The 26,459-nt window shown below is 41.4% G+C and carries 26 protein-coding genes; 5 read left to right on the forward strand and 21 right to left on the reverse strand.

Annotated features, from left to right (window positions below):
* Nucleotides 1–51 precede the first annotated feature (51 nt).
* The 16 genes from H5R64_RS06440 to H5R64_RS06515 form a co-directional block, all read right to left on the reverse strand.
* The gene (locus tag H5R64_RS06440; protein WP_182583085.1) at nucleotides 52–645 is read right to left on the reverse strand and encodes a class I SAM-dependent methyltransferase; all 594 of its coding nucleotides are present in this window, start codon (nucleotides 643–645) and stop codon (nucleotides 52–54) included.
* A gap of 17 nt (nucleotides 646–662) precedes the next feature.
* Nucleotides 663–1,331: a potassium channel family protein gene (locus tag H5R64_RS06445; RefSeq protein ID WP_182580820.1), complete on the reverse strand. Its 669-nt coding sequence runs from the start codon at nucleotides 1,329–1,331 to the stop codon at nucleotides 663–665.
* Nucleotides 1,324–2,667 (reverse strand): TrkH family potassium uptake protein, encoded by a 1,344-nt coding sequence (locus H5R64_RS06450; RefSeq protein ID WP_182580819.1) that lies wholly within the window; start codon nucleotides 2,665–2,667, stop codon nucleotides 1,324–1,326. The genes H5R64_RS06445 and H5R64_RS06450 overlap by 8 nt, the downstream gene beginning before the upstream one ends.
* 216 nt (nucleotides 2,668–2,883) lie before the next feature.
* Complete coding sequence (locus H5R64_RS06455) at nucleotides 2,884–3,522, reverse strand: hypothetical protein (RefSeq protein WP_182583087.1); 639 nt, start codon at nucleotides 3,520–3,522, stop codon at nucleotides 2,884–2,886.
* Nucleotides 3,519–4,391 carry a DNA adenine methylase gene (locus H5R64_RS06460; RefSeq protein ID WP_182580817.1) on the reverse strand — a complete coding sequence of 291 codons (873 nt, stop codon included), beginning with the start codon at nucleotides 4,389–4,391 and terminating at the stop codon, nucleotides 3,519–3,521. Before H5R64_RS06460 ends, H5R64_RS06455 begins: the two co-directional genes overlap by 4 nt.
* Before the next feature lie 10 nt (nucleotides 4,392–4,401).
* A complete protein-coding gene (locus H5R64_RS06465) occupies nucleotides 4,402–4,755 on the reverse strand; it encodes a hypothetical protein (RefSeq protein WP_182580816.1) in 354 nt (117 codons plus the stop codon).
* Nucleotides 4,756–4,796: 41 nt separating this feature from the next.
* The gene (locus H5R64_RS06470; protein WP_182580815.1) at nucleotides 4,797–5,813 is read right to left on the reverse strand and encodes a hypothetical protein; all 1,017 of its coding nucleotides are present in this window, start codon (nucleotides 5,811–5,813) and stop codon (nucleotides 4,797–4,799) included.
* A 380-nt stretch (nucleotides 5,814–6,193) separates the two neighbouring features.
* A complete protein-coding gene (gene efp / locus H5R64_RS06475; RefSeq protein WP_182580814.1) occupies nucleotides 6,194–6,751 on the reverse strand; it encodes an elongation factor P in 558 nt (185 codons plus the stop codon).
* Between the two features lie 165 nt (nucleotides 6,752–6,916).
* Nucleotides 6,917–8,845, reverse strand: a complete 1,929-nt coding sequence (locus H5R64_RS06480; RefSeq protein ID WP_182580813.1) for a copper-translocating P-type ATPase — start codon at nucleotides 8,843–8,845, stop codon at nucleotides 6,917–6,919.
* Nucleotides 8,845–9,216: a cupredoxin domain-containing protein gene (locus tag H5R64_RS06485; RefSeq protein ID WP_182580812.1), complete on the reverse strand. Its 372-nt coding sequence runs from the start codon at nucleotides 9,214–9,216 to the stop codon at nucleotides 8,845–8,847. Before H5R64_RS06485 ends, H5R64_RS06480 begins: the two co-directional genes overlap by 1 nt.
* An 83-nt stretch (nucleotides 9,217–9,299) precedes the next feature.
* On the reverse strand, nucleotides 9,300–9,977 hold the full coding sequence (locus tag H5R64_RS06490; RefSeq protein WP_182580811.1) for a M57 family metalloprotease: 678 nt from the start codon (nucleotides 9,975–9,977) through the stop codon (nucleotides 9,300–9,302).
* Between the two features lie 115 nt (nucleotides 9,978–10,092).
* Nucleotides 10,093–11,133 (reverse strand): zinc-binding dehydrogenase, encoded by a 1,041-nt coding sequence (locus tag H5R64_RS06495; protein WP_182583089.1) that lies wholly within the window; start codon nucleotides 11,131–11,133, stop codon nucleotides 10,093–10,095.
* A 116-nt stretch (nucleotides 11,134–11,249) separates the two neighbouring features.
* Nucleotides 11,250–12,488, reverse strand: a complete 1,239-nt coding sequence (gene glyA / locus H5R64_RS06500) for a serine hydroxymethyltransferase (protein WP_182580809.1) — start codon at nucleotides 12,486–12,488, stop codon at nucleotides 11,250–11,252.
* A gap of 156 nt (nucleotides 12,489–12,644) precedes the next feature.
* Complete coding sequence (locus H5R64_RS06505; RefSeq protein WP_182580808.1) at nucleotides 12,645–13,364, reverse strand: B3/B4 domain-containing protein; 720 nt, start codon at nucleotides 13,362–13,364, stop codon at nucleotides 12,645–12,647.
* A gap of 17 nt (nucleotides 13,365–13,381) precedes the next feature.
* The gene (locus H5R64_RS06510; RefSeq protein ID WP_182580807.1) at nucleotides 13,382–13,834 is read right to left on the reverse strand and encodes a MarR family winged helix-turn-helix transcriptional regulator; all 453 of its coding nucleotides are present in this window, start codon (nucleotides 13,832–13,834) and stop codon (nucleotides 13,382–13,384) included.
* Nucleotides 13,835–14,940: 1,106 nt separating this feature from the next.
* Entirely contained in the window at nucleotides 14,941–15,225 is a 285-nt protein-coding gene (locus H5R64_RS06515) for a hypothetical protein (RefSeq protein ID WP_182580806.1), read from the reverse strand.
* A 1,065-nt stretch (nucleotides 15,226–16,290) separates the two neighbouring features.
* Between H5R64_RS06515 and H5R64_RS06520 the strand changes: the two genes are divergently transcribed.
* Nucleotides 16,291–17,715 (forward strand): Na+/H+ antiporter NhaC family protein, encoded by a 1,425-nt coding sequence (locus tag H5R64_RS06520; RefSeq protein WP_182580805.1) that lies wholly within the window; start codon nucleotides 16,291–16,293, stop codon nucleotides 17,713–17,715.
* 33 nt (nucleotides 17,716–17,748) lie between these two features.
* The gene (locus H5R64_RS06525) at nucleotides 17,749–17,904 is read left to right on the forward strand and encodes a hypothetical protein (RefSeq protein WP_182580804.1); all 156 of its coding nucleotides are present in this window, start codon (nucleotides 17,749–17,751) and stop codon (nucleotides 17,902–17,904) included.
* A gap of 108 nt (nucleotides 17,905–18,012) precedes the next feature.
* Here the strand turns inward: H5R64_RS06525 and H5R64_RS06530 are convergent, their stop codons facing one another.
* On the reverse strand, nucleotides 18,013–18,741 hold the full coding sequence (locus H5R64_RS06530; RefSeq protein ID WP_182580803.1) for an SGNH/GDSL hydrolase family protein: 729 nt from the start codon (nucleotides 18,739–18,741) through the stop codon (nucleotides 18,013–18,015).
* 86 nt (nucleotides 18,742–18,827) lie between these two features.
* Nucleotides 18,828–19,796 carry an SIR2 family NAD-dependent protein deacylase gene (locus H5R64_RS06535; RefSeq protein ID WP_182580802.1) on the reverse strand — a complete coding sequence of 323 codons (969 nt, stop codon included), beginning with the start codon at nucleotides 19,794–19,796 and terminating at the stop codon, nucleotides 18,828–18,830.
* 159 nt (nucleotides 19,797–19,955) lie between these two features.
* On the opposite strand from H5R64_RS06535, the gene H5R64_RS06540 reads away from it, so the two are divergent.
* The gene (locus H5R64_RS06540) at nucleotides 19,956–20,546 is read left to right on the forward strand and encodes a TetR/AcrR family transcriptional regulator (RefSeq protein ID WP_182580801.1); all 591 of its coding nucleotides are present in this window, start codon (nucleotides 19,956–19,958) and stop codon (nucleotides 20,544–20,546) included.
* Nucleotides 20,547–20,810: 264 nt separating this feature from the next.
* Here the strand turns inward: H5R64_RS06540 and H5R64_RS08635 are convergent, their stop codons facing one another.
* Nucleotides 20,811–22,136 (reverse strand): SIR2 family NAD-dependent protein deacylase, encoded by a 1,326-nt coding sequence (locus tag H5R64_RS08635; protein WP_231797929.1) that lies wholly within the window; start codon nucleotides 22,134–22,136, stop codon nucleotides 20,811–20,813.
* Nucleotides 22,129–22,989, reverse strand: a complete 861-nt coding sequence (locus H5R64_RS06550) for an SIR2 family NAD-dependent protein deacylase (RefSeq protein WP_182580800.1) — start codon at nucleotides 22,987–22,989, stop codon at nucleotides 22,129–22,131. Before H5R64_RS06550 ends, H5R64_RS08635 begins: the two co-directional genes overlap by 8 nt.
* A 329-nt stretch (nucleotides 22,990–23,318) precedes the next feature.
* On the opposite strand from H5R64_RS06550, the gene H5R64_RS06555 reads away from it, so the two are divergent.
* On the forward strand, nucleotides 23,319–24,785 hold the full coding sequence (locus tag H5R64_RS06555; protein WP_182580799.1) for a nicotinate phosphoribosyltransferase: 1,467 nt from the start codon (nucleotides 23,319–23,321) through the stop codon (nucleotides 24,783–24,785).
* A 34-nt stretch (nucleotides 24,786–24,819) separates the two neighbouring features.
* On the opposite strand, the gene H5R64_RS06560 is transcribed toward H5R64_RS06555, so the two are convergent.
* Nucleotides 24,820–25,824: an NADP-dependent oxidoreductase gene (locus H5R64_RS06560; RefSeq protein WP_182580798.1), complete on the reverse strand. Its 1,005-nt coding sequence runs from the start codon at nucleotides 25,822–25,824 to the stop codon at nucleotides 24,820–24,822.
* Between the two features lie 87 nt (nucleotides 25,825–25,911).
* Between H5R64_RS06560 and H5R64_RS06565 the strand changes: the two genes are divergently transcribed.
* The gene (locus H5R64_RS06565; protein ID WP_231797930.1) at nucleotides 25,912–26,436 is read left to right on the forward strand and encodes a biotin transporter BioY; all 525 of its coding nucleotides are present in this window, start codon (nucleotides 25,912–25,914) and stop codon (nucleotides 26,434–26,436) included.
* Nucleotides 26,437–26,459: the final 23 nt, after the last annotated feature.

The raw sequence follows: 26,459 nt of genomic DNA on the forward strand, positions 1-26,459 counted from the left end.
GTCCTTAGTGTTCGAAATTAACCGAACTGCTAAGGACTTCTTATTAGTTATCTACCTTTTCGCTACCAAAACACTTGTCTTTAACCAGGGACCACCCCACCAGCCATCCATGCCCGTAGGAATTATTCGCACATTTTGAAAGCCAAGATTATTAAGAAGCTGTCGATACTGTTGAAGATCACCAAAATCAACGATTACGAGTATTCCTTCAGGCTTCATTACCCGAACTGCCTCCTGAATAGCCCGCCCACGATTAATTGCGGGAGTAACACTATGGAAGGTAAATGCCGACAAAACATAGTCATAACGACGGCTTTCCAATGGTAAATTTGCTAAACTACCATCAACTATTTTTGTCCGATCAGCTACTCGATTTTCCTTAATCCGTTCTTCTTCTTGCTTTTTCACACTTTCATTACCAATATTTATTCCGGTAACCTTACCCGGAGCCTTAAGCATCTTAGCAATTTCAATAAATAATCCAGCGTAATTCAAACCGAGGATTGCCACTTGTGAATCTTCAGGAACATTTAATTGGCCAAGGACCCTTCGCCAAATTAGCCGACGCCCACGGAATAAGGTATTGCAGTAAGTACCGACAACTAACAAGATTAAAATAATAATAATGATTAACAATATCTTCATAATTTACCTTCTTTTTATTAAGCCACAATACTATTGAGCTTTTTAATATCCTTTAGGTCACCAACGACCGTTACCTTATCGTGTGGTTTAATAACGTCATTTGCTTGGGGCATTTGGTTAACCTGATCGTTTTCGTTCACAATTATAATCACATTAACATTATATCGATTCCGGAAATCAAGCTCATCAAGAGTCTTACCGAAAAATTTCGGATTATTAATGTTCACCTCAGCTAACGTCACTTCCTTACTAAGCTGAACATAGTCAACAACCCCAGGATTTAACTGCTGAAAAACCAGTCGCTTTGCTAGATCGTGTTCAGGTCGGACAACTTGATCTGCCCCAATCTTCTCCAGTACCCTAGCGTGATTTGCATTTTCAGCTCGACAAATTACGTCTTTAGCACCGAGCTCCTTGGCGATCAACGTTACCATAATACTTGCTTCAACGTTTTTCCCGATTGATACATAAATATGATCGAAGCTACCAATATCAAGATCACGAAGGACATCTTCATCTTGGGCATCCGCAATTACTGCCCTCATTACTGAATCAGAATATTCATTGATTACTTCTTCATTACTATCAATTGCCAGGACTTCTTGGCCTGCTTGAACAAGTGCTTCACAAATAGATGAGCCAAACTGTCCCAAACCGATCACAGCATAGCTCTCACGTTTAACCAATTAAGACACCCTCCTTTGGATACTTGTATTCTCGTTGCTTAGGCTGAGCATTCAAGATTGAGTACATTACAGTATAGATTCCTACTCGACCAATAAACATTAAGAACATAATTACTATCTTTCCTACAAAGTTTAAACTTGGCGTAATTCCAAGAGAAATTCCCGTTGTTCCAAAGGCCGCCGTTGCTTCAAACGTAACATAAGTTAATGAATCATGCGGTGGAAGTGCTTGAGTTTCAACTAATATCAATATTGCAACCATTAAGATGGCAAATGCAACAAATAATAAGGTTAACGCCCGAAAAACATTCTTGTCAGTAAATCGTCGGTGGGCAAACGTGGTTTCACGTTGTCCCCGTAGCGTTGCAATACTTTGTAATGTCAATAAGCCAATCGTGGTCGTCTTGATCCCCCCGGCTGTTGAACCCGGAGCACCACCAATGAACATTAAAATAATCGTTGTACTAATTCCCGCAGCACTAAGTTTCGTATACGGAACAGTGATCAATCCGGCTGTCCGCGGTGTGATCGCCATAAAAACAGTATTAATTAATCGCTTAGGGTAAGATAGTTCGCCACTAAATTGGCTTAAATTATGTTCAGTAAGAAAATAAACAACTAGTGAGATCAGAAAGAGTACTACACCAGTTCGTAAAACAAGGTGGGTATGGAGTGATAGACGATGACGTTTAGGATAACGTAAGAGATCCTGCCAAACCAAAAATCCAAATGAACCAGCAATAATTAGACTTGCCATTATCGTTAACATATATGGATCATTTGCGTAGTCTTCTAAACTATTACCAGTCAAGTCAAAGCCCGCATTACAAAAGGCCGAAATCGAATGAAAAATACTAAACCATAATCCCTTCTTTAAGCCATAACGTGGATAAAAGTCAATAAATAATAATCCCATTCCAGCAATCTGAATAATAATTGATAAGCGGATAATCAAATTTACCACATTTAGTTGAGAAAGATGCTCAAGGTTTAGAGCCTCCTGGGTCAATAGACGGGTAGACATGCGCATTCGTTGGTGAATTAGTAGAGACATCATAACCGCAAACGTCATGAACCCCAGTCCACCAACTTCCATTAAGATCATAATCACAATTTGCCCAAAAAAGGACCAATAGGTTGCTGTCGTGACCAGAGTTAAACCTGTTACACAAGTTGCGCTAGTAGATGTAAAAATAGCCGTCATGAAATCACAGCTATGACCAGAACGAGTTGCAATCGGCAATGATAATAAGATTGTTCCAATGAAGATAATGGTCAAAAATCCCCAAGTTAAAATCTTCGGAAATGGATATTTATGGTTAAAAATTTCAATCACTAACTATCACCCTCTAAATAATTTAACCTGCTTTCTATACTATCATTAACTTTAAATGACTGACCATAAATTTAAAACAAAAAGGGCGACGATGTTTTTAATCGTCGCCCTTTTTGTGATTCAAAGTAATTGATTGGATAAAACAATCTACAGTTAGTTATACCATAAAATGATAGTTTTGTCCTGCTTTCTTTACAATTTACTTTGCTTGCACCTTCAACCATTTAATCCTAAAAACCAGTCTTCATAGTGATCAAACATGATCCGAACACCATTATTCCGTAAACTATCAAAGTAATCATGATAATCAACTGATTGCTGTTTTTTGATCTTACCAGCTTCATCCAATGTTTGACCATCTAACCACCATGAACGGTTGAACATTGCAACGAACTCTACCGGAATAACTGGTTCCTTCATTTGACGATTAAATATTTCCTGATAAAGAACACGCTTCGCATTAAAACCAAACAATTTCTCATCAACAGATCCAGAACCATTTTGGTATTTTTTCTCCACAATAAAAACCGTTCGGTGCTTAAAATTAAAGAAGGCCTCGTCTGGTTTCCAAAATTTATGATGAATATTTTCAATCCCGTAAACCTGCTTTAACACATTATAGAACTGAAACTGCTTCGTTACGACACCAATATTTTCATCGGTAATCCGGTCATGTACTAGAAAGCGGTGATCCTTTGCTCCCCTCTTAACCATGTTCTTACTTTCAATGGGATATTCTGCTAACTGATACCTTCCATTAAAATCTTTTTTTAAATGCTGTGCTAAATCAGTCCGTTCTTCAAATGAAAGACCATTTCGGTTAGTATTAGCACCACCTACATCATTCTCTATCATGATTCTTCTCCATAGGTCGTGATAATTACCTCACCGACTTTACCACGCTTATTTCCCTTTGAATTAACACTACGGCGCGCCTGAACGTGGTGAATGTGGAATTGCCGTTCAGAGTAAAGTTGTTCAATCAATGGTACATCGGAATTGGAAAGCATCACTTTAACTCCACGATTAGCTAACTTCAAGGCCAGATCTCGCAACTCCTCCTGTTGTGCTAAACCAAAGCCATTCTTCGTATAGCTAGTAAATGCCGCAGTTTGGTTCACAGGAATATAAGGCGGATCAAAATAAACAAAGTCGTTTTCCTTCGCCCCTGCTACAGCAGCCTGATAATCTCCTTGAAGGATCTTGACATCGTTACTAGCTAAATAGTGATGATCACTTCGAATTGCATCAACTGGCACATTAACAGTTTTATGGGCACCATAGGGAACATTATTCTGTCCCTTAGAGTTAACCCGCCACAAGCCATTAAATCCTGCTTTATTCAGGTAGATAAACCGTGCCGCTCGTTCAACTAAAGACATTCGAGCTAATCGTCCATCACGATCTGCTAAGCGAACATCCAAATAATATTCCTTACTATCATTGCTAGCATGGTTCTCAATTAAGTTAATCAGTTCCTCCGGTTGCTCCTTAACTACTTGCCAAGCATTTACTAATTCTTCATTAAAATCGTTAATCACGGCCCTCTTTGGTAAAAAATTCAGCAAATTAGCACCTCCACCAATAAAGGGTTCAAAATAACGGTGAAAGTCTTGTGGATAGTATTTTTCTAATTCTGTTAATAATTGTCGTTTCCCACCGACCCACTTTATAAAAGGTGTCGGCCCTTGTTTTTGCATTTTCATTTTTTTCATTCCTATCATGTCATCCTACTTATTTATCCCACCATTTTGGTAGGTTAACTTTAATCTTCTGCTGTGATCCATTAGCTAGTAGTAGAAAAGCCTCACCAGTAGAAAGCTTGCTAACTTCGCCTAAATCGACTTCATCCGTAACAGCTAAACCGGATAGTTCTTCCAGACTTGTAATGTGATGTAATAAGAGATTAGTAAACTGGGTTCCCAACAAGGACATGCAAGCCAGAACGTATGAAGAGTTTGCCGCAGCACTAACACTTGGTAAGCCTAATAGGAAAAGCCCTGCGATCACGGCTGCTCCACCACCAAACATTACCACAATCGTTCCAATAACAATTCCGCCAATAAATAAAGCAATAAGTGTTTCCATGCTGACTCTTCTCCCTAAATTATATGTTTATTTTACACGCCCTAACTAACATCGGAAAGTTCTTCAATAATCTTTTGTGCTTCACGGACACCGAATGACCGGGATCCCTTAACGCTAATATGATGAGCTGCTAAAGATTGACAAATTTGTGCTTGTTGCAAGCTGAATTTTTCTTCATCCCCTAATATTAAAGCGTAGAAGGCTAACTCACGTAACTTAATTACGAGTTGAGCACGGGCCTTATTTAAGGTTAGGTCAGTGATCTCTTTCCACTGGTGAACTAAAAAGCGACTCTTCCGCCGCTGGAGAGCATAGTTAATCCCGTTACTTTTAATCCGGTGAAGATCTTGACCTGTCACACCAGCTTCACTTAATTGAAATTGAATTAACGTCAACTGTTGCTCAAGTTGTCGCCAATCTGTTGCGATTGTTTCTTTTAACTGCAAAATTTGCTTTTTGGTTAATCGGGGACGAGTCCCACTTTTTAATTCACGGACTAGTTGTCGTAAAGCTAATTCATCGGTTTGATAAAGCGGCAAATTAACATTTGCAAATAACTGACAGCGCTGATATAAGATCGTACTTTCACGATTAATAAAGCCACCATGTTTAACTGCATAATCAAAGGCAGCATGGGGAAATGAGTGTCCAGCAGCATAGCGCTGTAAAATGCTATCCATGTATAAGTGAATTTCGTTAACTCCAGCTTGAATCTCCTTAGCGACCTTTTCCGGAATACTGGCGTGCTGTTGGAAATGGGTAATACCTAATCTTAATTGCCTACCAGATGAACGAGAACGAAGAATAAACTGGTTCTTTAGCCGTCGCCCACAATCACAATATAGATTTTCTCCGTGATGACTATGTGCTTGATGGTAATATGGATCAATCATCATCCCTATAAATTGCCAGTCCGTATTTTTCAAGTAGTGGCGAGTATGAAATTTAGAAAGGATTGTAAACCGGGTGAATTCACTAAGTGCTTCGACTTGTCGTGGAGTTAGTTTTTGAATTATCTCACGACGATGCTTAACCGTTAGCGTAACAAGTTTTTCCATTTCATTCATCTCCCTTTTACTCTCATATTAGATTACCCCAAACATCCGTTCAGAAACAAGGTTATTTTTTAAATACTAAAAGGGAGTATGAAGACAGAATCATAATACCTTCGTCATCATCCTCCCGCAAGCACAAATAGGCCTTCAATTTTTGTCTTTGTCGAACACCAACGTTACTCGCATTTTATCTAGGAAATAGTATTTAGGTTACAGTCCCTTGCTCCTATCGTTGATTCATCTTATATTCTCAAGAAAAGTCTTAGAAATAATAAACTCCCTCCCAGATAAACTAAGTATCTGGAAGGGAGTTATTGTTATCGGCAACATAGCCGAAATGTGTTCAGTCTAACTTTCCGGTGGCTAACGGCTTCACACTCTAATTATGCCCGTGACTTGTAAGAGCCATCGGTAGTATTAATGATTAACTTATCACCATTCTTGATAAATGCAGGAACGTTAACAACTAAACCAGTAGTCATAGTAGCTGGCTTACCACCACCATCAATCGTAGCACCCTTGATCATTGGTTGGGTATCAGCAACTTCAAGTTCAACAGTGGTTGGCAATTCGATACCAACAATTTCACCATCAACGAAGTTAACAGTAACCTTCATGTTTTCAACCAAGTACTTCTTGTCGTCACCTAGTTGATCAGCAGAGACTTCGTATTGGTCATAGTTTTCCATATCCATGAATACGGAAGAGTCACCTTGGTCGTAAAGGTATTGAGCTTGACGCTTGTCAACGTTAACTTGTTCAACCTTTTCGGATGGACGCATAGTAGTGTGCACAATGGAACCAGTCCGTACGTCTTGGATGTCCATTTGCATTAAAGTGTTACCCTTACCTGGCTTGTGGTGGTTGATTTGGAGAACCCGGAGCAACTTGCCACCGCGTTCAAAAACCATCCCTTTTTTCAGATCGATTGTTTGAATCATAACTAAAAACTCCTTCATGATATTTTTGAACTACGCTCTCACAGTGAGAGTATGATCCAGGATCATATTGATCCCGTTTTCACGGCTTCGTTCGTAATTTTGCTCATAAAGCATTCATTTCCTATTGTATCACACCTACCACACCAAGTTAGCCAAAATTAAAAATTAGTCGCCAGCGTCTTCTATTTTCGTCCAATTTAATAGCAATGAAGAGGTTACAACGGAAACAGAACTAAATGCCATTGCAAATGCCGAAAATTCTGGACTTAACGTTAAGCCAAAACCAACAAAGACACCAGCGGCAATTGGGATCCCGATAACGTTATAGATTAATGCCCAGAAAAGATTGAGTTTAATCCGATTAAAGGTCTTCTGACTGATTGATAATGCCCGAACAACCCCGCGTAAATCATTATGAACCAACACAATACTTCCTGACTCAATCGCAATATCAGTTCCTGAACCCATTGCAATCCCAACATCCGCGGTTGTTAAAGCGGGCGCATCATTGATCCCATCACCGACAAAGGCTACTTTTTGACCATCCTTTTGCAATGATTCAATGACCGCTGACTTTTGGTTTGGCATTACCCCAGCGATCACATCATCAATACCGACTTGCTTAGCGATCACCTTTGCAACTTGCTCATTATCACCAGTAATCATTACCGTTCGCAATCCTCGAGCCTTTAATTGGGCAATTGCGGTTGCTGAGCTCTTCTTTGGTGTATCCTGAATTGCAATCAAACCAATAAGCTTATTTCCAAGGCCAACATAGACTACTGTCTTAGCTTCATTCTGGAGTTTACTTGCTTGCTCCTTAAATTCTTGCGGTACTTGGGTATCTTCCGCTAACTTCAAGCTGCCGACAAACGTCTTTTGACCATCGACCTTTCCAGTTACTCCCTGGCCTTCTACTGCCTTAAAGTCAGTAACCGGAAGGAGCTTGACCTGCTCCCCTTCACTCTTCTCAACAACTGCCTTAGCAAGCGGGTGTTCAGATGACGATTCCAAACTTCCCGCAACTTGTAGCGTCTGTGTTTGATCACCAACAACATCAGTAACAACTGGCTTGCCGACAGTAATTGTCCCAGTCTTATCAAAAGCAATTGTCTTAACTGCATTGATCTCCTCAAGCGCTTGACCGTCCTTAATCAAAACACCCATCTTGGCTGCACGACTTGTTCCAACCATCAAAGCAGTTGGAGTTGCTAAACCAAGTGCACATGGACAGGCAATCACGATCACTGCCACCGCGAACAGCATCGCATTAACTGCAGTAGCACCAAGAAAGACGAACCAAACAACAAAAGTGACAATTGCAATAATCAAAACAGCTGGAACAAAAATACCTGAAATTCGGTCGGTCAGGTTTTGAATTGGTGCATGGCTAGTTTGGGCCTTCTTAACCATTTCAACAATTTGGGCAAGGACAGTTTCATTTCCAACCTTGGTAGCTTTAAACTCAATTGCCCCATCACCATTAATTGTCGAACCAATAACGGTGTCGCCAACTTTCTTCCTTACTGGCATACTTTCACCAGTCACCATTGACTCATTAACCGTTGTTGATCCCTTAGTAACAACACCATCAACCGGAATCTTTTGCCCCGGCTTAACCCGGATGATGTCACCTTTCTTCACCTGGCTTAGTGGGACCTGGACAAATTTACCATCCCGGAGAACGTCCGCTTCTTTTACTTGTAAGTCTAATAGCTTTTTCAAGGCATTCGAAGCGTTATTATGCATCCGTTCTTCCATTGTGTCACCGAGCAATACAAAGACCGCAATAAAATCAGCACTCTCAAAGTAGACTTCGCGTCCAGTTGCCATTGCAAAGATACTGTAAAAGTAGGCAATTCCCGTTCCAATCGCAACCAAAGTATTCATATTGGCATGATGATTCTTAAATGCCACCCAGCCACTTGTCCAATAAGGCAATGCCGCAATTAGCATTACTAGAGTAGTGGTAACAAACGCAATCCAATTGTACCCCGGCATCATCCAATGAAATGGCATTGCCAGCATTTGGATAATCATCGGGATGGTTAAGATAAATGAAATCCAAAAGCGTTGGATACTAGATAGTTTCATTACTTAACAACCACCTTTCCGTGGAACATGTCCATCCCACAAGCAAAGTCGTATTCACCCGCCTTATCAGTTGGGATATTGATTGACGTTACCGGCTGCTTAGTCAAATCTTTATCAATTCCTAGCTTATCAAAGACAACATGAGATAAGCAGGCTGTCCCATCCTTCATCACAAAGTTAACGGTTGCCGGTATTCCCTTTTTTAGAACAACCTTCTCTGGTGAATAGCCACCATGGACAACCACCGTTGCGGTTTGATGTTGATCATTAACCGTTGCAGTTTCACTGCTCTCGGTATGTTTACCAAAGAACCACCAAATAATACCAAGAATTAAAGCAACAGCGATAATTAAAACAATGATTTGTGTCATAATAAGTCCCCCCACTTTACTGTTTACATTTGTAATTTATAATTCTATTATAAATGGTTGTTTACATTTGTCAACACAAAAAACTATTGGTAAAGTAAATGAATACTCTTCCGGTCATTTTTAGTAATCCCCGTTCGGATATTTCGTGGCACCATAACACTGTGTTCATACTCTGGCGCATGAGCTAACCCTAAAGCATGTCCCAATTCATGTTGCGCAACTTCACTTCGGAAATTAGGGTTTGTATAGTCTAATTGGTAAGGATCCAAAATTGAAGTTGCCTTATGAAGTTCATGGGTGTCCGGATTATACTCAGTCTTCGTTTCACCTAACTGTGCAGTTTGGTATCCGACTCCATTATTTGTATTATTGGCTGAAAGGTCACCATCTGCTGCAATAATATTTGCCTTATCCTCATCTTTTGTCCACTTAATTTTAATTTCTTTAACCTTGTTCCAATTCTTGACCGCATTCTGAAATGCGCTCTTCAAACGGGGATCACTCGTCCGCATATAAATCCAAATTGTTTTCTTTTGCCAACGAACTCCTTCAAGAGGTGTCGGTGTATCACGAGGGATCGCTATTTTTTTATTACTTGGCGTCTCATTAGGATCATCAATACTAAAATCACCCGTACTTTTATCCCCAGCATCTTGGTTAAAATAGTTTGTTGGTAATGATGAACCATCATCTGCTATTACCGATTGACTAACTATGCCTACCATAAAGACGGACAGTAGAACTAAAAAGTAACGACGCATCAACCAACCACCCTCCTTCCTCTCTTCGTCTACAAATATAAAAATCGTCCTTCAATTCGTCAAGAATAACGCTTCGACGAAATAAAGGGCGATTTAGATAATGTTAATTTTCAGCTTAGTCTATTACAATATACGATTTAATAACTTGACGATCAGCCATTGCTTGGTAAGCTTCTTGAATTTGATCAAGGGTAAAAGTCTTAGTAAAGACTTTTCCAGGGTTAATTTCACCATCAAGAACGGCTTTAAGAAGAACCGCCTTGTCATAAGTAGTAACGGAAGCAGGCCCACCTGCCACAATGGTGTTCTTGTAGAATGGTGTAGTCATGTCCTGCTTTGGGGTATGAGGCAACCCAACTCGACCTATAATTGCACCTGGACGGCCAACCTTCATTGCAGTATCAGTTGATTGCTCAGTCCCAACACATTCAAGAACGGCGTCCGCCCCATCACCGTGGGTTAATCCCATAATCTCCTTTATGGCTTCATCACCACGTTCAGCAACATTATCGGTGGCACCAAATGTCTTGGCTAACGCTTCACGATCCGCATGACGACTAGTAGAAATAATCTTCTTGGCTCCCCGCATCTTAGCAGCAATAATCGCACAAAGGCCAACAGCACCATCGCCCATTACGACAACGGTATCACCTGCTTTAACGTTTGCTACTCGAGCAGCATGGTACCCAGTCGCCATTACATCAGCAAGGGCTAGCAATGACTTCAGCATTCCCTCACTGTAATCACTTGGTTGGCCAGGAACCTTGACTAATGACCATTGAGCATGAGTAAATCGGTAGTATTCTCCTTGAACCCCATCACTAAAGTTGTCAGTATGATTTTGGCAAGAACCATCAAATCCCGCGCGACATGCGGCACACTGTCCACACCCATGGGTAAATGGAGCAATAACGAAGTCACCGGGCTTAACAGTTGTGATGTCATCCCCAACTTCTTCAACAATTGCCAAGGCTTCGTGACCAGAGTTTTCTTCACCACCCTTAAGTGGGTTAATTCCTCGGAAGTTCCAAAGGTCGGAACCACAAACGCAGGTTCGGATAATCTTCAAAATTACATCATCGTCAGCCTGAATCTTCGGCTTTTCGACGTCCTTTAGTTCCATCTGCCCTGCTTTAGCAAAAAACGCCTTTTTCATTATGTAGACTCCCTTCGTTTTTAACATTTTTTCTTTATTGTATGAAAAAAGAGCTACAAATGAAAATGCTTTCTTTTTATTGTTATCTATGCAATTAATGAATAACTCTTGACAAATTATTCAGTGATCGGGTGTTTACTAGTTAACTCATGGACCTGCTTAGCTACTTCTGCCTTAACCACTTCATCATTGGCATTACTCAATAACCTAATGATTAAATCGGCCACTTGCCGAACATCTTCCTCTTTAAATCCCCGGCTAGTAACTGCTGGGGTCCCAATCCGCAATCCACTTGTAACAAACGGACTCCGTTGGTCATTAGGGATTGATTCCTTATTAGTTGTAATGTGGACATCATCTAATAAGTCTTGGGCATTCTTACCAGTAAGTCCAGTCTTAGTAATATCAATTACTAAGAGGTGGTTTTCCGTTCCCCCAGAAACAACTCGAATATTCTCTGACTTATTAAATTCATCGGACATAGCAGCAGCATTCTTAACTACCTGGTTAATATAATCGGTAAATTGTGGCTGAAGATCCTCATAAAACGCTTGAGCTTTTCCGGCAATTACGTGTTCTAGCGGCCCACCTTGGGTACCAGGGAAGAGAGCTGAATTAATCTTTTTACCAATTTCTAATGACTTAGAAAGGATCATTCCCCCACGCGGGCCACGCAATGTCTTATGAGTGGTAGTTGTGACAACATCCGCAACTGGGACTGGATTCGGATGAGCACCTGTAGCGACAAGGCCAGCAATATGAGCCATATCAACCATTAGGTATGCCCCCACCTCATCCGCAATCTCACGGAATTTTTGCCAATCAATAATCCGGCTATAAGCTGAAGCACCAGCGACGATCAAACTCGGGTTAATCTCAAGAGCTAGTTGTTCGATCTGGGCAAAGTCCAATTCTTCCGTTTCTGGACTCAAGCCATAACTATAGGATTCGTAAACCTTGCCAGAAAAATTAACCTTAGCACCATGAGTTAGGTGCCCACCAGCATCCATCCCCATTCCAAGGATCTTATCCCCTGGCTTAAGAAGGGCTTGATAAACCGCCATATTAGCTTGGGAACCAGAATGTGGTTGTACGTTTGCATATTCAGCACTAAACAGCTTTTTAGCGTAGTCAATTGCCAACTGTTCGACTTGATCGATGTATTGGCACCCACCATAGTAACGCTTACCTGGGTACCCTTCAGCATACTTATTAGTTAAAACAGAGCCTTGAGCTTCCCGCACTTCCTTGGAAACAATATTTTCAGAAGCAATTAACTCAATTGTCTCTTGTTGACGCTGTTCTTCATTTTTGATCGCAGCCCATAATTCTGGTGATTTTCCTGCGTACTCCATCCATACCACTCCTTAATAAATCTAGTGCAATATTACTAATTGATTATACCAGAAAGAGTGTCGACTGAGAGCACTCCTCCATCATCAGCTAGGCTTAAAACAATAAAAAGGCCGAAGTTAACCCCTCGACCTAATTGCATACTGTATTATTCATAATTACTTTGGAACTACTGCCGTTGGGTCGTCCTTAGTAAGGTGAAAAATTTGGCTAGGTTCAACCGCGAAGTAGTGTTGAATGAGCTTAGATAATTCGTCCATTGCTTCGTTAGCTCTTTGAATTTGTTCCGGATTAATAGCTTCAATAACCGCCACAATATTTTTAGATTCTTGGGTCAACATCGTCCGTTGAGCGTCACGCCAGTTCAAGCAACGACAAACCGCACCCTCATTATCATAGTACATTACTTCGCCTTCAAGGGCTGGTTCATCCTTATCAGCACCAACTGGTTGGAATGATTCGCCACCCTTAGCAATTCCGAGGTGCATATCACCGGCAATCTTATCCCGATCCTCAATTCCAACCGGAACACCATAAGTCATGGATACACTATTATAAACGTCAACCATTGGGTCAATTGGGTCGAATGTTCTTCCCTGAGCAACCCGTTTTAACAATGCTTCAATAGATGCACGAGCACCCTTCTTTTTCTTGAATTGTTGGTAAGCTTTACGCCATTGATCAACAACGGGATTTAAGCGAAAGGTTTCATTAGTTAAAAATTTTTGTGCTTCTTCAGTAGCATTGTGAAGTAACTTGCGCCGTTCTGCTAAATTCTCGTCATTATCATGATTATCGATCCCATCAACGTACAAAATATTTACTTGAGCATCTGGGAAGAGATCCCAAAAGCCTTGATCAACAATAACTTGATCCATCTTAATCGCTCCCTTAATTAATATTCTCTTTTGCCACCATGCTTTACAAAATTCCAGTCAGCATCAACATTCTGACGAATCCGGACTAAATAATCATGGACCTGCTGCGCTTCCTCAGCGTTGAATCCTTTCAAAGCAACCTCATTGGAATGAGTATTTTCCCGCATAATAAAAGGATAAATCTCCTTACCCTTTTTGGTAACGTAGAGGTGCTTGATCTTTTTGTTCTCAGGATCATTTTCCCGGCAAACATAACCTTGCTTCTCTAATCGTCGGACGGCACGGGCAAGAGTTGTCCGATCGACCTTTATCAAGTTGGCAAGCTGCTCAGCGATGATTCCCGGATGCTCATAAATCCGCACCACGTAGAGGAACTGAAGGTTAGATAGGTTAAACTGTTTAAACTCCCTGTTGGCGATTGAATCAAGGGCTCGCTCAATCATTCCAACTTCGCGCAAAATGTCAATCATGATAAATGTCTCCTTACTGATTCTATTATAGGCATTTTTGTTGTGAATGCAACAAAAATGATTAATTATTAATCATTCCTCTATAACAAAGAAGAAAGTTGAAGAAAAGCTAAAGGATTCTCTAAACGGCTAAGGAGCTGTTAAAGTTAAGCCCATTTCACCCTGAATAAGTTTCACGTTACCAGAAAATTATTAGTCAGAGCTTACCGGATACCATACTTTTCGTGATCTTCTTGATTCGACTAGTGGTTTATTACAGAAATGATAAATTCGAGTTTAAACAACCTCATGAAATTTTTTTACTCAGCAGACTTAATTATTGCTATTGGAGTACTAATTTCTAAATGTCTGGGAATAAACGTTAACATTCTTCCCTGAAAGGACAGCTCTGTTAATTTTTATCCTTGGCTTTTCAACTTTTATCGCAATCTTCATTAGTATTTAACTTAAACAAAAGAGCTACCGCTAATATAAAAGGACCAGCAAAAATTTCGCTGGTCCTTTTGCTTAAACTAAAATTACCATTCTAAGCGTAATTAGTAAAACCGCTTGTTTACCGTGGTTACACTAAACATTGAAGCAACAGCTGCTAGTAAGGTTCTGGCGACCGAAGCAACAACGCCGTTAGCATTTCCGTTTTGTGGCAATCCCCTCGTTTCACTGTTAGTCTTAGTAGCATCGTGTGTTGGCTAATTATTAGCATTAGCAGCAGCCCGTAAGTTCAAAAGCTAGCCACTAGCACCAAGTAGGTCTTGGCGTTTTCTTGACTTGCTTAGTTACGTAAATTATCAACCCCATTAGTTGGTTATGTGCTGCTCACGCTTTGTTATACGATATCGCATGAGTTGTTGATCTTTTTCCAACACTAAGTGCCAATAAAGCTAATAAAATTGCACATGAAATGCCTAACGTTTTCTATAAATTTATATCAAATATCCTCCCAATAAAGCATAACCACTTACAATGGCTATTTCTAGTAAACCACTCGGTAATAACCAACTCAATATTTAGGAAAAAGATTAATAATTTCACTTATTTTAGCTGAAAATAACATTATCTTTTTCAGTTAATAAAATTATTATGTTCTCGTTCTTCAAGATTTAGTTTTAAATAAGCAGTAAACCACCTTCGTGGCTACGACCTGTACCACAAGAACTGCTACCGACCGTAACTAAATTCGATAAAAAGAGCTTCCCCAAATGATGGGGCTCTGCCATTTGATCAATCGTCAGGCGGTGAATAATCGCATATGGTTCATCTGGCTTTATCCATTGTCCATCCATAATTTTAGCGTAGTTTTTCTCAGGACGGAGCTGGAGTACTGCGGTGCCAACAATTTGTTTACCATCAATCAATGCCCAGCTATAGCCTCGTTTAATATCATCTTTCATCGTCGCTACTGTTGGGTGGTCATCTTGCCATTATGGATTTTCCCGAGCGCTTAGTACTTTCTTGCCTGCTTCAATTAATTTGATAATTTCTGTGAGATCATCTTCGTGTGCTTGTCGAATGTAAACTGCCATTATTCATCCCTTCTTTCTAACATTTGGATTTTCCAATAAGTTACTAGCATTTTTAGTAGGAGAATTATAGCATGACGGCTGTGAAGAATATATGAACTTATGAGCAATTCCCACCTTCTTTAGAAAAAGCTAATCTTTAAGACAAAACAATCCCAGTATCCAATTTAACGAATACTGAGAAAGTTCTATATTTTAAGTGTTGATAAGCTTAGTATCGATATTGAAGTAATTAATCATCTTACCCATCGCAAATACAAACAACTACTAACAATAAAATTAAACAAATTACCTACAATGGTTTTCGTAAGTTCTATTATTTATTAACTATATTTACTGGCCAATACGAAGAAGGCTTATAACTAACTAGATTATTCAAATAGGAATAATTCGTAGAAATATTACGCTACAAATCACATTTTTAAAATTAAAACTTGATTAATTAAAATTAGAATGTTTTAATTGAGTTATCATCAAATGAAAGGAATATTTAAAATGACTCATTTATCATTAACAACAACCAAGTATTATCACAACTATGCTTATCTCGCATAATGTCTGTGCTTAGGCGCGGACATTGACGTTCGTGCCTAAGCAGGGTTGTTTTAATGAGGCCTTTGCTAGGTACCCAAATCTAGCAAAGGTGTGTTTTTCCTTACTTTATATTTCTTTACAGGGAGCCCCAACTAGATTGACCCACGAACGTCATTTAGTTAGGGCTTTTGTTGTAGAGTGCGATCCGTGACGGACTAGCAATCGAGCACTAAGGAATCCCGGACGATGATTGACTTGCAATCAAGGACGGGATAGTTAGGCGAAGATTGCGGTCACGGCGAGCACGTTTTGACCCAGTAGCATAGAACGTTAGCTCGAGGTAACTCAAACAAAGCACATCAGCCCCTTCACCTTTCCCAATATAAATCAAGGAGAACGATTATGAAATTATTTAAAAAATCAACCAATAAACCAGAACCCGTCTTAAGCTTCGGTGAAAGCCTAATTATTCTTGCCGTTATCCTCTGCATTCTTGGTTACTTGATTATCGTTAAGCGCCAAGAACCACAAGCACCACTCTTCATTTCCTTTGTCCTATTAGCAATTTACGGTCACCTCCGTGGTTTCAAGTGGCAAACGGTAATGGACGGAATGCGTAGCGGCCTTCGCGCAGGTGTCGATCCATTGATTATTTTCCTCTCAATTGGGGTTCTAATCGCCACTTGGATTTTCTCCGGAACAATTCCGACAATCATGTACCTCGGCTTTGAAATTATTTCGGTTAAATTCTTCTTACCAACCGTCTTTATTGTTTGTACTCTGGTCGGGATTGCTTGTGGGAGTTCGTTCACGACCGTTTCCACAATGGGAATTGCCTTCGTCGGTATCGGTGCTACTCTTCACATCAATCCTGGTTTAACCGCTGGGGTAATTGTTTCCGGTGCCTTCTGTGGTTCCAACATTTCACCACTATCAGGAACAACCAACCTTGCAGCCAGTGTCGGTGACATTAGCATCTACAAGCACATCAAAGCCCTCTTGGTAACCGATATTCCTGCCTGGGCAATCTGCGTCGTCCTCTACACCTTCCTCGGCATAAACTCCAAGGATGTTAGCCTAGGCGCCGTTCACCAAATGATGAATGGTCTTGCTAACGGCTTCTGGATTTCTGGTTGGGCATTGCTTCCGGTCCTCCTCCTAATTATTCTTGCTATTTTCCAAGTTCCCGCTATTCCTTCACTCGGTCTCGGTTCACTATTTGCCGTTCTTCTCGGCTGGATTCACAGTCCTAGCACTAACATTTCAACAATTACGCACACGATTATGACTGGGTTTGTTTCCCATACCGGTGACAAGACAATTGATACTCTCCTCTCTAAAGGGGGAATCTCCAGTATGCTTACCTCATTGGCCTTAATTCTTTTTGCCCTTGCTCTTGGTGGTTTGTTAATTAAATTCAATATCATCAGCACAATCATCAATCACCTTGCAGGAATAGTTAAAACTCCTGGTCGGTTAACCTTTGCCACTGCTCTAACTTGCATTGGCGTTAACTTAATGGTTGGTGAACATTACCTTGCAATTATCTTACCGGGACAATCATTTCTTCCCGTCGCCGACAAATTAGGCTTAAAGCGTGAAGATTTTACCCGGATCTTAAATGATGCTGGAGCCGCCGTTAACGCAATTGTGCCCTGGAGTGTTTCTGGGGTCTTTATCGCTACTACTCTTCAAATTAATCCACTTACCTTTATCCCATGGGCCTTCTTCCCGTTCTTAGTTACAATCATCGCCATTATCGCTGGAGCCCTAGTTAAACTACCATCCAACTCATCATCCCCAGTAAATGAGATTGTGACAGACTAATCTTCGAGAAAGAAATACCATGACTAAATTTCAATGACCATTATTTGTGATGATAAACAGGAAGTAATTAACGATTTTGCAACGGGACACCATATTATAATGATTATCACCTTAAAGTTAATTGGCAATGAAGTAGAAATGACTAGGGACGTTGACGGGTTAGGAATTCAGTATCCCTTTGATGCATAGCTAGCCTTAGGAAAACACAAAGAGAGGCCTTCAGCATCGGTTTTACCGAGCGCTGAAGGCCATTTTTATATTACGCCGTTTGTATTTTATCTAGGGATTAACACAATTTTAAATAAAACGTGGTAACTGTCGTTCAAAAAATGGTAACCACACCTTCAAGTAGCCTTCTTGAGTCGGGTGGACGTCATCAAACATAGCATTGGGATGCGCAGCTATGCTTGTCTTTAACCCGTGGTTGTTAAAAAGATCGATAATCCTAAACCCCCACTTTGAACTTAATTTTTTTAATTCATTAATTAAGGTTTGATAATCATGATTAGGATCGTCTTGCAAACAGGTATAGAAAACCAACGGACAATGGAACCGATCTTGAACAATTGAACAGATCGTTTCAACGGCACCAAGGGTTGTTTCTTGATCGAACTGATCTCGTTGATCACTCGCCGTTGCTTGACCAAGCTCCTTACCGTAACGATTATCATTGGTCGATAGTTGACAAACAAAGAGATCGTAATCAGCGGTCGGATCAAAATCTCGTTGCAGGCGGGCGAGGTAACCGTCCGTTGCGCTTCCCGCTAATGTGGTTCCGGAAACCGCCGACTTGGTTGCGACTACACCATCACGTGCTCGGAGGTAATCAACAAATGAAACCCCATGGGCGGCAAAGCCGTACGTCACTGAAGAGCCCAAAAAAGCAATCTTTTTTCCAGATAGTGGGGACGTTGGATCATACTCAACCCGATCCGGACTAAACTCGTTCGTATTTCCCCGTTGGTAAGCAGTTGAATTTGCCATTTTGGCCATAAATGCTTGGAAAGTACCACCATTACTTGCCATCCTGCAACACTTCCTTAAATCATTGTTTATTACAAGTGAACCAGTTTCCACCAAAATATTCAAGGAAGAACATTGCAACCAACTTCTTACAAAGCAGCTTTGACGTCAGCGAGCACCTTAGCAATATCACCCTTAATTGCGACACCCCGATCCTCAATCTGTTCTGGTAAGAATTGGTATTCCTTGTTAACCATGACATCAAACGCCCCAGGCAATTGGCTTGTCAATGCCCAGAATGGTTCCTGAATAAACATTGGCGTCATCCGACCAACGCCCAATTCAACAAACAAGATCCGGTCGTGACGGTGCTTTTCAATCTCATCTGAAATCTTTTGGTATTCATTTTGGTAACGAGTCCCTTCAAGGAAGTTTCCGTAACCCCGCACCCACGGAAATGCTTCTGCACCACAGTGAGGGCAGCGCGGAATTAACTCAGTTGGCACCTTAGTACTATCACCCATTGCCTTAACCATTTCTTCAACCGGCTTAACCGCGTCCCAAACCTCATCAGTGCATTGCTGGGAACACTGGAAGAAACGGTGATCCCCTTGGATTTGAGCTACCTTCTCCTCAGGAAATACCTTAATTGCCTGGGTATCCTGATTAGTAGTAACAATGAAGTAGTCCCGATCCTTTAAAATTTCCTGGAGATCACGGTATGGGGAACGAACTTCCGCATGAAGGGTGGTATTCAAAAATGTTGCGAGGTATCCCCAGAATTCTTCGCGACTTTCCCAGCGGTGACGCATCCCCGCAAAGGCACCCTTGAAGCCGTATTTTTTATAGAACTTCGCAAAATGCTTCTTATATGACGGTGAATCGGTGTAGTAAAAATCACCGCCACCCGCTGCGGATAATCCGGAAGCACCACCAATAATAATGTAGTCTGCTTCCTTAACCTTCTGAGCAAACGTAGCCAGTTGTTCCTGATATGACGGTTGAGGCTTTTCAGTCAGTTTAACTGCTGTCCCACCCTGCATATAAATCCCGTAGTATTGCGAATAGTTCATCTGGGTCTGGATAACTAATTGTTCATACATTGAGCGTTTGTTCATCTTCCTACTCCTTTTATCATTCTTGTTGTCTATTTATGGACAACGTGTCATTAATTTCATAGAATTAAGGATAATTGAAACGCAACAAAAGATTAAGAACAACTTTGAAATTCCTGTCTGCTTAAAGACACTTCAATAAATCTGTAAAGGAGTTTTATTATGAAGTCACGCAAAATCGATCGCCGAACCCTCTATACCATCAACGTCATCAAAGAAGCATTCCTGACCCTGATCAATCAAAAGTCCTATTCTAAAATTACCGTGGCTCAGGTTTGCCGAGAAGCAGAAATCACCCGGTCAACTTTTTACCTACACTTCGATAACCTAACGGACGTCCTCAATAGCGTCCTTGATGATGCAATGATGATTTCACAGAATTCAGCTGACAGCACCCCACTCACTGGTGAAATCACGACTGACTACCTCAAGCAAAACGAATCATTATTGCCAACCTGCCAGCGAATCGCTAATTCGCAAAAGTACCGTGCCCTCCTGATGGATCCCGATCTAAGCGAATACATCATTGGCCGGATCGCCAAACACGAACGGGCTAAGTCGATTCCCCAAATTCAGAAACGTACTGGTCTAAACCAGAAGGACGCCGAAACGTTATTCTCCTACACCATTCATGGTTCCTTTGCGATCAATAAACGCCACCACTTTGTCAAGGATGACGAATGGTACCACGAGGTAAAGATGCTCAACCAGTTCATTAATGCTGGATACGAGTACTTTAAGAAGAAAAATTAGGTTTAGTACAAAAAAAGAGGATGGGAAAAAACAAAACATTTTTCTCATCCTCTTTTTGTCACTAATAGTCTCCGAACTTATAGAGTGTAATCGCGGGAATCCTAATAGGCTAGCTTCGCGTCGTAACCAAAGCCTTCGAGTCTAACGCAGCGGAGCAAGCCTATTAGCTACGAACGATGAATGATGATTTCATCATCATTCATCGTTCTAGGTTAGCCAACCAGGCTCTCGAGGAGGTTAATTCCCAGCTTCATTTTTTTCGTTTTATTGTTTTACCGACAACCGCTCAATCAATTCTTTCTGGTTCGGGAAAAGCTTGGTCAATTGATCAACCCTTGGGACGAGTAATTCACTGCTAGCGTTAGCAGAAATTCCGGCACTAACCTGTGAGAAGCCAGCACCGCTATCATTAGCATCTTCAATGGCAATAAAGGTTCCCGCATTGACATAGAAGCCGTGGACTTCCTTCTTGGTCTTGTCTAGCCCTAACCGGACTGAATAGTATTGGCCATCCTGGGTGAAGCAATGAACGATTGCGGCATCCCCCAGTGAATACATCAGAGACTGGCCATCTTGAATCATGTGCAGGTATGACGGATGATCCTTGTCAACCGTCATGTACATCGTTAACTCTCCCGGACGAATTCCCCGGTCAACCATGTATGAAGGGTAGAACTGCTTTAGCATCTTTTCCTGCTCAGCTTGTTGTTCCGGAGTGAGTTTTGGTGCTGGCTTCGCTGGGCCTTGGATCTCAAGTTCGCCCTTACCCGTCAGTAATGCATCAAACGCCTCCTGAATTGACGAAGAAAAACCAATGGAGCGTTCACCAATTACATCCGGAATTAATAATTGTCCCTTATTAATTGTGATGTAGTGGGCATGAGAATTGCTTGCGACCAGCTGCATACTTGGTGCCTTAATCAGTTGGTTATGAGGACCGATTCCCAGTTCAAGGACAAGGATGTTCTTATCCTGGTACTGTTCGATAAATTGTTTAAAGCCCTGAACTTGTTCCTGGTTCATCCGGAAAGTTGGTCCCGGAACATTCATTGCGATTGGGGCACCGCATTCCTCGCAGGTTGGTAAGTCATCTTCAGTAAGGGTTCCCGCCTGATCCTTTTCATAAATTTGATGAAGAGTTTCGTTTAAGGACACAACGGGGTGTTCTTGAGGATGGGCAGAGCAAACGCCACTTGTCCAACTTCCTTCAATTTCAAGCAAATTATCAAACCCACCAATCTTAAAGTGATGATCGACATTGGAGGTCCAAATAAATGATGGCTTATTGCCAAGGATTTTCTTCAAATCGGCCATCAACTCACCAGGATGGTAATTGTAAACGTAATATTCGCTTACCCGCGCATATGCCCGCCACTGATCTAGTTTATTGGTATAGTGATAGCTCAACGCATTTAAAAGATTTTGGAAATGATACTTGTCAACCAGGTCACCAAGCACTGTCCGCAGTTTTTCATCATTAGCAAATAAGTTCAAGCCCTCTGAAATGGAAAAACCATTACTGGCGGTTACCAAAATTGCATCCGCATCTTTTAACCATTTTTGTGCGGTTTTAATTCCTAAATTAGTCATTTTGTCCTCCTTTAATCAATGCAGCAACATCCTTTAAAACTTCATTAATGTCTTCATCAACCAGTAGTGAACGGTCCTTAATTACAGGACTGGTTAAAGCATCCTTAGGGTTAATGTTGGTATAGAAAGAATTCGGCATGTAATGTGTCATTTCCCAGAACGGTTCCTGTATGAACATTGGTGTCATCCGGCCAACACCCATTTCAAGGAAAAGGATCTTTTCTCCCCGGTGTTGTCCCAAGAAGTGGTTAATCTTTTGGTACTCTTCGTTGTAAAGCTTATCTTCCAAAAATTCGGGGCCTCGAGCCCATAAAGTTAATGGTGCTCCATCCACTCTGCTCTTTGGAATTAAATCTGCTGCTAAACGGTGATCCTTCACTTTGGGCAGTAACTCATCTAAAATTCTTTGAGAACTATAGAGGTGCTTATCAGTATTTGGATTACTACTCTGGAAGTAAGACCAGGATCCCTGAATCTCACTTACTTGATCCTTACCAAAGAACTTTTTGAAAATCATATCCTGATTAGTCGTCACAATGTGGAAAGGTTTCTTCTTAAGAAGAGTTGTCAAATATTCATAAGTTGGCTTTTGCGGTGGAATGTTAAAAATCATGTTCATTGATTCTAAGGTAAAAGCCCAGTGCTCCTCTTCGGAATCAAAGTGGTTATAGAAGCCATTAAACAAACCTTGGAAGTGGTACTTATCATAAAAATATTTCATGTGCTTCATAAAGAGGGGGCTCGCTTCATACCAGAAGTTCATCCCGGCAGCGTTAGACATTCCTGATCCAGCACCAACAACAATCGCATCTGCATCTTTAACGTGTTGAACAAGTTCTTCAACTTTTGTCATCTTTTTTACCTCGTTTCGTTACAGCTTAGTTAATTCATTACACTGTGTAGTTAAATTATGGAAATAGCATAAATGAAAAGAACATAAATTTGGAGTACAACTTCGCAAATGTGTCCATAATTAGTCAGAATTCATGATCTGTCGTTTGAATTAACTATTAATTTGAGGTCGTTACTGTTATTTTTATTTAAACAGTTGTTGAGTTCATTAGTAGCTGATTTTACCATGCACAAAAAGGACAAGCATATTCATAAATAACCCTATCTTTCTTGTTTGCCCTAACTTTTTAATTATTTTAAGAAATACCCACCGAAAGGACGTGGATCACAATGAAGTACAATTACCCAGATGATAGTTTGGCCCTCCATACCGATGCGTATGAACTAAGCATGATGCAAACTTATTGGAAACAGGGGATCAGTCAGAAACGGGCGATCTTTGAAGCCTTTTTCCGGAAAATGCCTTTTAACAACGGTTACGCTATCTACGCCGGACTCGGCCACATTATTCAATACCTAAAAAACCTCCACTTTTCCGCAAGTGATATTGATTACCTCAAAACTACCGGTCAGTTTGATGATGATTTCTTGGAATACCTGCGTAATTTCAAGTTTACGGGAACGGTCCGGAGCTTTGAGGAGGGTGAACTCGTCTTTAACAATGAACCCCTCCTCCAAATTGATGCACCATTGATCGAGGGGCAACTGATCGAAACCGCCATCCTTAACATTTTAAACTACCAAATCATGGTCGCCACTAAGGCATCACGGATTAAGACCGTTGTCGGCAACCAACCCGTAATGGAATTTGGTTCCCGTCGTGCCCAAGAATTTGATGCCGCACTCTGGGGAACCCGGGCCGCTTACATCGGTGGCTTTGATTCGACCAGCAACGTCCGCGCCGGGAAGCTCTTTGGGATCCCGATTTCTGGTACTCACGCCCACGCCCTGGTGCAAGCCTACCGAAGTGACTATGATGCCTTTAAAGCCTATGCCCAGACACACCATGATTGCACCTTCCTGGTCGACACCTTTGATACCCTTAAAAGTGGGGTACCGAATGCCATTAAGGTTGCCAAGGAAATGGGCGATCAGATTAACTTCCAAGCTGTCCGGATCGATAGTGGTGACATGTCCTACCTTTCTAAGAAGGTCCGGAAAATGTTGGATGATGCTGGCTTTACCAAAACGAAAATCATTGCATCTAACGGTCTTGACGAACAAACAATCCAAAACCTTAAGATGCAAGGTGCCCAGATTGATGTTTGGGGCGTTGGCACTAAGTTAATTACCGCCTACGACCAACCAACCCTCGGGGCAGTCTACAAGTTAGTCGCCTTCGCGGGTAAGCAAGGAAAGCTCGTCGATACGATTAAGGTTTCTAACAATATTGGGAAAATTTCAACCCCCGGCAAGAAGCAGGTCTGGCGGATCAATGACCGAATCGACTGCAAGAATGAGGGTGATTACGTTGCCCTTGATCACGAGAAGCCGCAAAAGGAATCGGTTCTGAAGATGTTTAATCCTAACTACCCACTTCAACGGAAAAACGTCCGAGACTTCATCGCTCGCCCAATGCTCAAAACCATCTGGCAAGATGGCAAATTCGTTTACGACGAACCTAGTCTGGCGGAAATTCGGCAACGGCGCCAAAAGTCACTGGATGACTTCTGGAATGAATACACACGAAACCTCAATCCAGAAATCTACCCAGTTGATCTTTCGCCACAATGCTACGATAATAAACAAAAAATTCTAACTGAAGTTCACCAATATGTGGACTCGTTTAAAAAATAAGAAGGCCGGGAAATTTTCCCGACCTTCTTATTTTTTACTCCTCAAATGTTAGAACTGTTTTTCCTTGCAGGTGACCACCGGCAATATGAGCAAGTGCATCGTTCACCTTTGTAAATGGGTAGCAACGATCAACCTTAGGATGGAGTTGTGTCTTCTCCAACATCTGACTTACCTGAGTTAATTGATCCCCATCTTCATGAACGTTCATGAAATAGTAACGTTGGTTATTCTTTGCTGCTAAGCGATCTAAACGCCAACCCGCGGCGCCAAATAAGAGTCGCTTCCAGGCAGGCATCCCCGTACGAACAGCAAAATCATGGTTAGGCATCCCCCGAAGTGACACTAAGCGACCACCCTTCTTCAGAATTCCGAATTGTTTCTGGGTTTCTGGGCCACCAAGCGTGTCGATAACATAATCAACATTTGATAACACCTGAGAATAGTCAGTAGTCTGGTAGTTGATAAACTGGTCTACCCCAAGTTTCATGACCCGATCCTTATTTCTTCCACTACCATTGGTAATCACGGATAGTCCCTTTTCCTTTGCCAACGGGATCGCCATGGCACCAAAACTTCCGGTACCACCAGAAATAAATAGGCGACCACCCTTCTTCACGTCCATTAACTGGAAAGCCTGCATTGCTGTCAGGGCAGTCAATGGGACGGTTGCCGCTTCCTCATTCGTTAAATACTCAGGAACTTTTGCAAGGGCGCTTTCCTCAATCATTACCTTTTCCGCAAACGCGCCGATCCTATCCAATGGCAACCGGGCGTACACTCGTTCACCAACTTTAAACTTGGTAACTTGTTTTCCTACCTGGATAACTTCACCGACTACTTCATTTCCCATAATTAAGGGAAGTGGGTAAGGAATCACTAGCTTAAATTGTCCCCGCGCGATCAGGAGATCCAATGGGTTAACACCAGCCGCTAATGTTTTAATTAATACCTGGTGGGGTCCTACATTAGGAAGATTAACGTCCTGGATAACTAACTTTGGCGATTGCTTTTGGTACTTTTCAAGAATAGCTGCTTTCACGTGAAACACTCCTCTGCTAAAATGTGCTTTTAATTATAGTAACCTAACGTTAAAATTAATCAAATAATATTGCTAAGGAGTAACCAATTGAAAACTAAACAACTAACACTAGACGCGATGATGCTTGCAATCCTCATCATCTGTTCACAGATTACAATCCCCCTCCCAGGTGTTCCGCTGACCCTTCAAACATTTGCCATTGGAATGATCGCAACAATGCTTCCATTAAGGGATTGCCTTTTAATAATCTTTACGTACCTCTTAATCGGGAGCGTTGGTCTCCCCGTCTTTGCCAACTTTGCTGGTGGCCTACCAATCCTCCTCAGTCCTTTGGGCGGCTACTTAATCGGCTTCCTGATTTACGGTCTCATTACAAGTGGTATCCTAGGATTAACGTCACGTAGCTCGCTGACGATCTGCTTAGCTAATTTTTTGGGAGCAGCTAGTCAACTCATCATCGGTGGTCTGTGGTTAATCCCCGCTAACCATCTCACCCTTTCACAAGCAATGACAATTGGGGTAATTCCGTTTATTATTCCGGGCATCCTGAAGCTTTTCCTGGTTGTCATCGTTGCCCAGCGACTTTTGAAAGCACGATTGTTAGCAAGGTAAGAACCGACTAATATTGGAGGAAC

This window comes from Limosilactobacillus fastidiosus, assembly GCF_014145505.1.
Lineage (GTDB): Bacteria > Bacillota > Bacilli > Lactobacillales > Lactobacillaceae > Limosilactobacillus > Limosilactobacillus fastidiosus.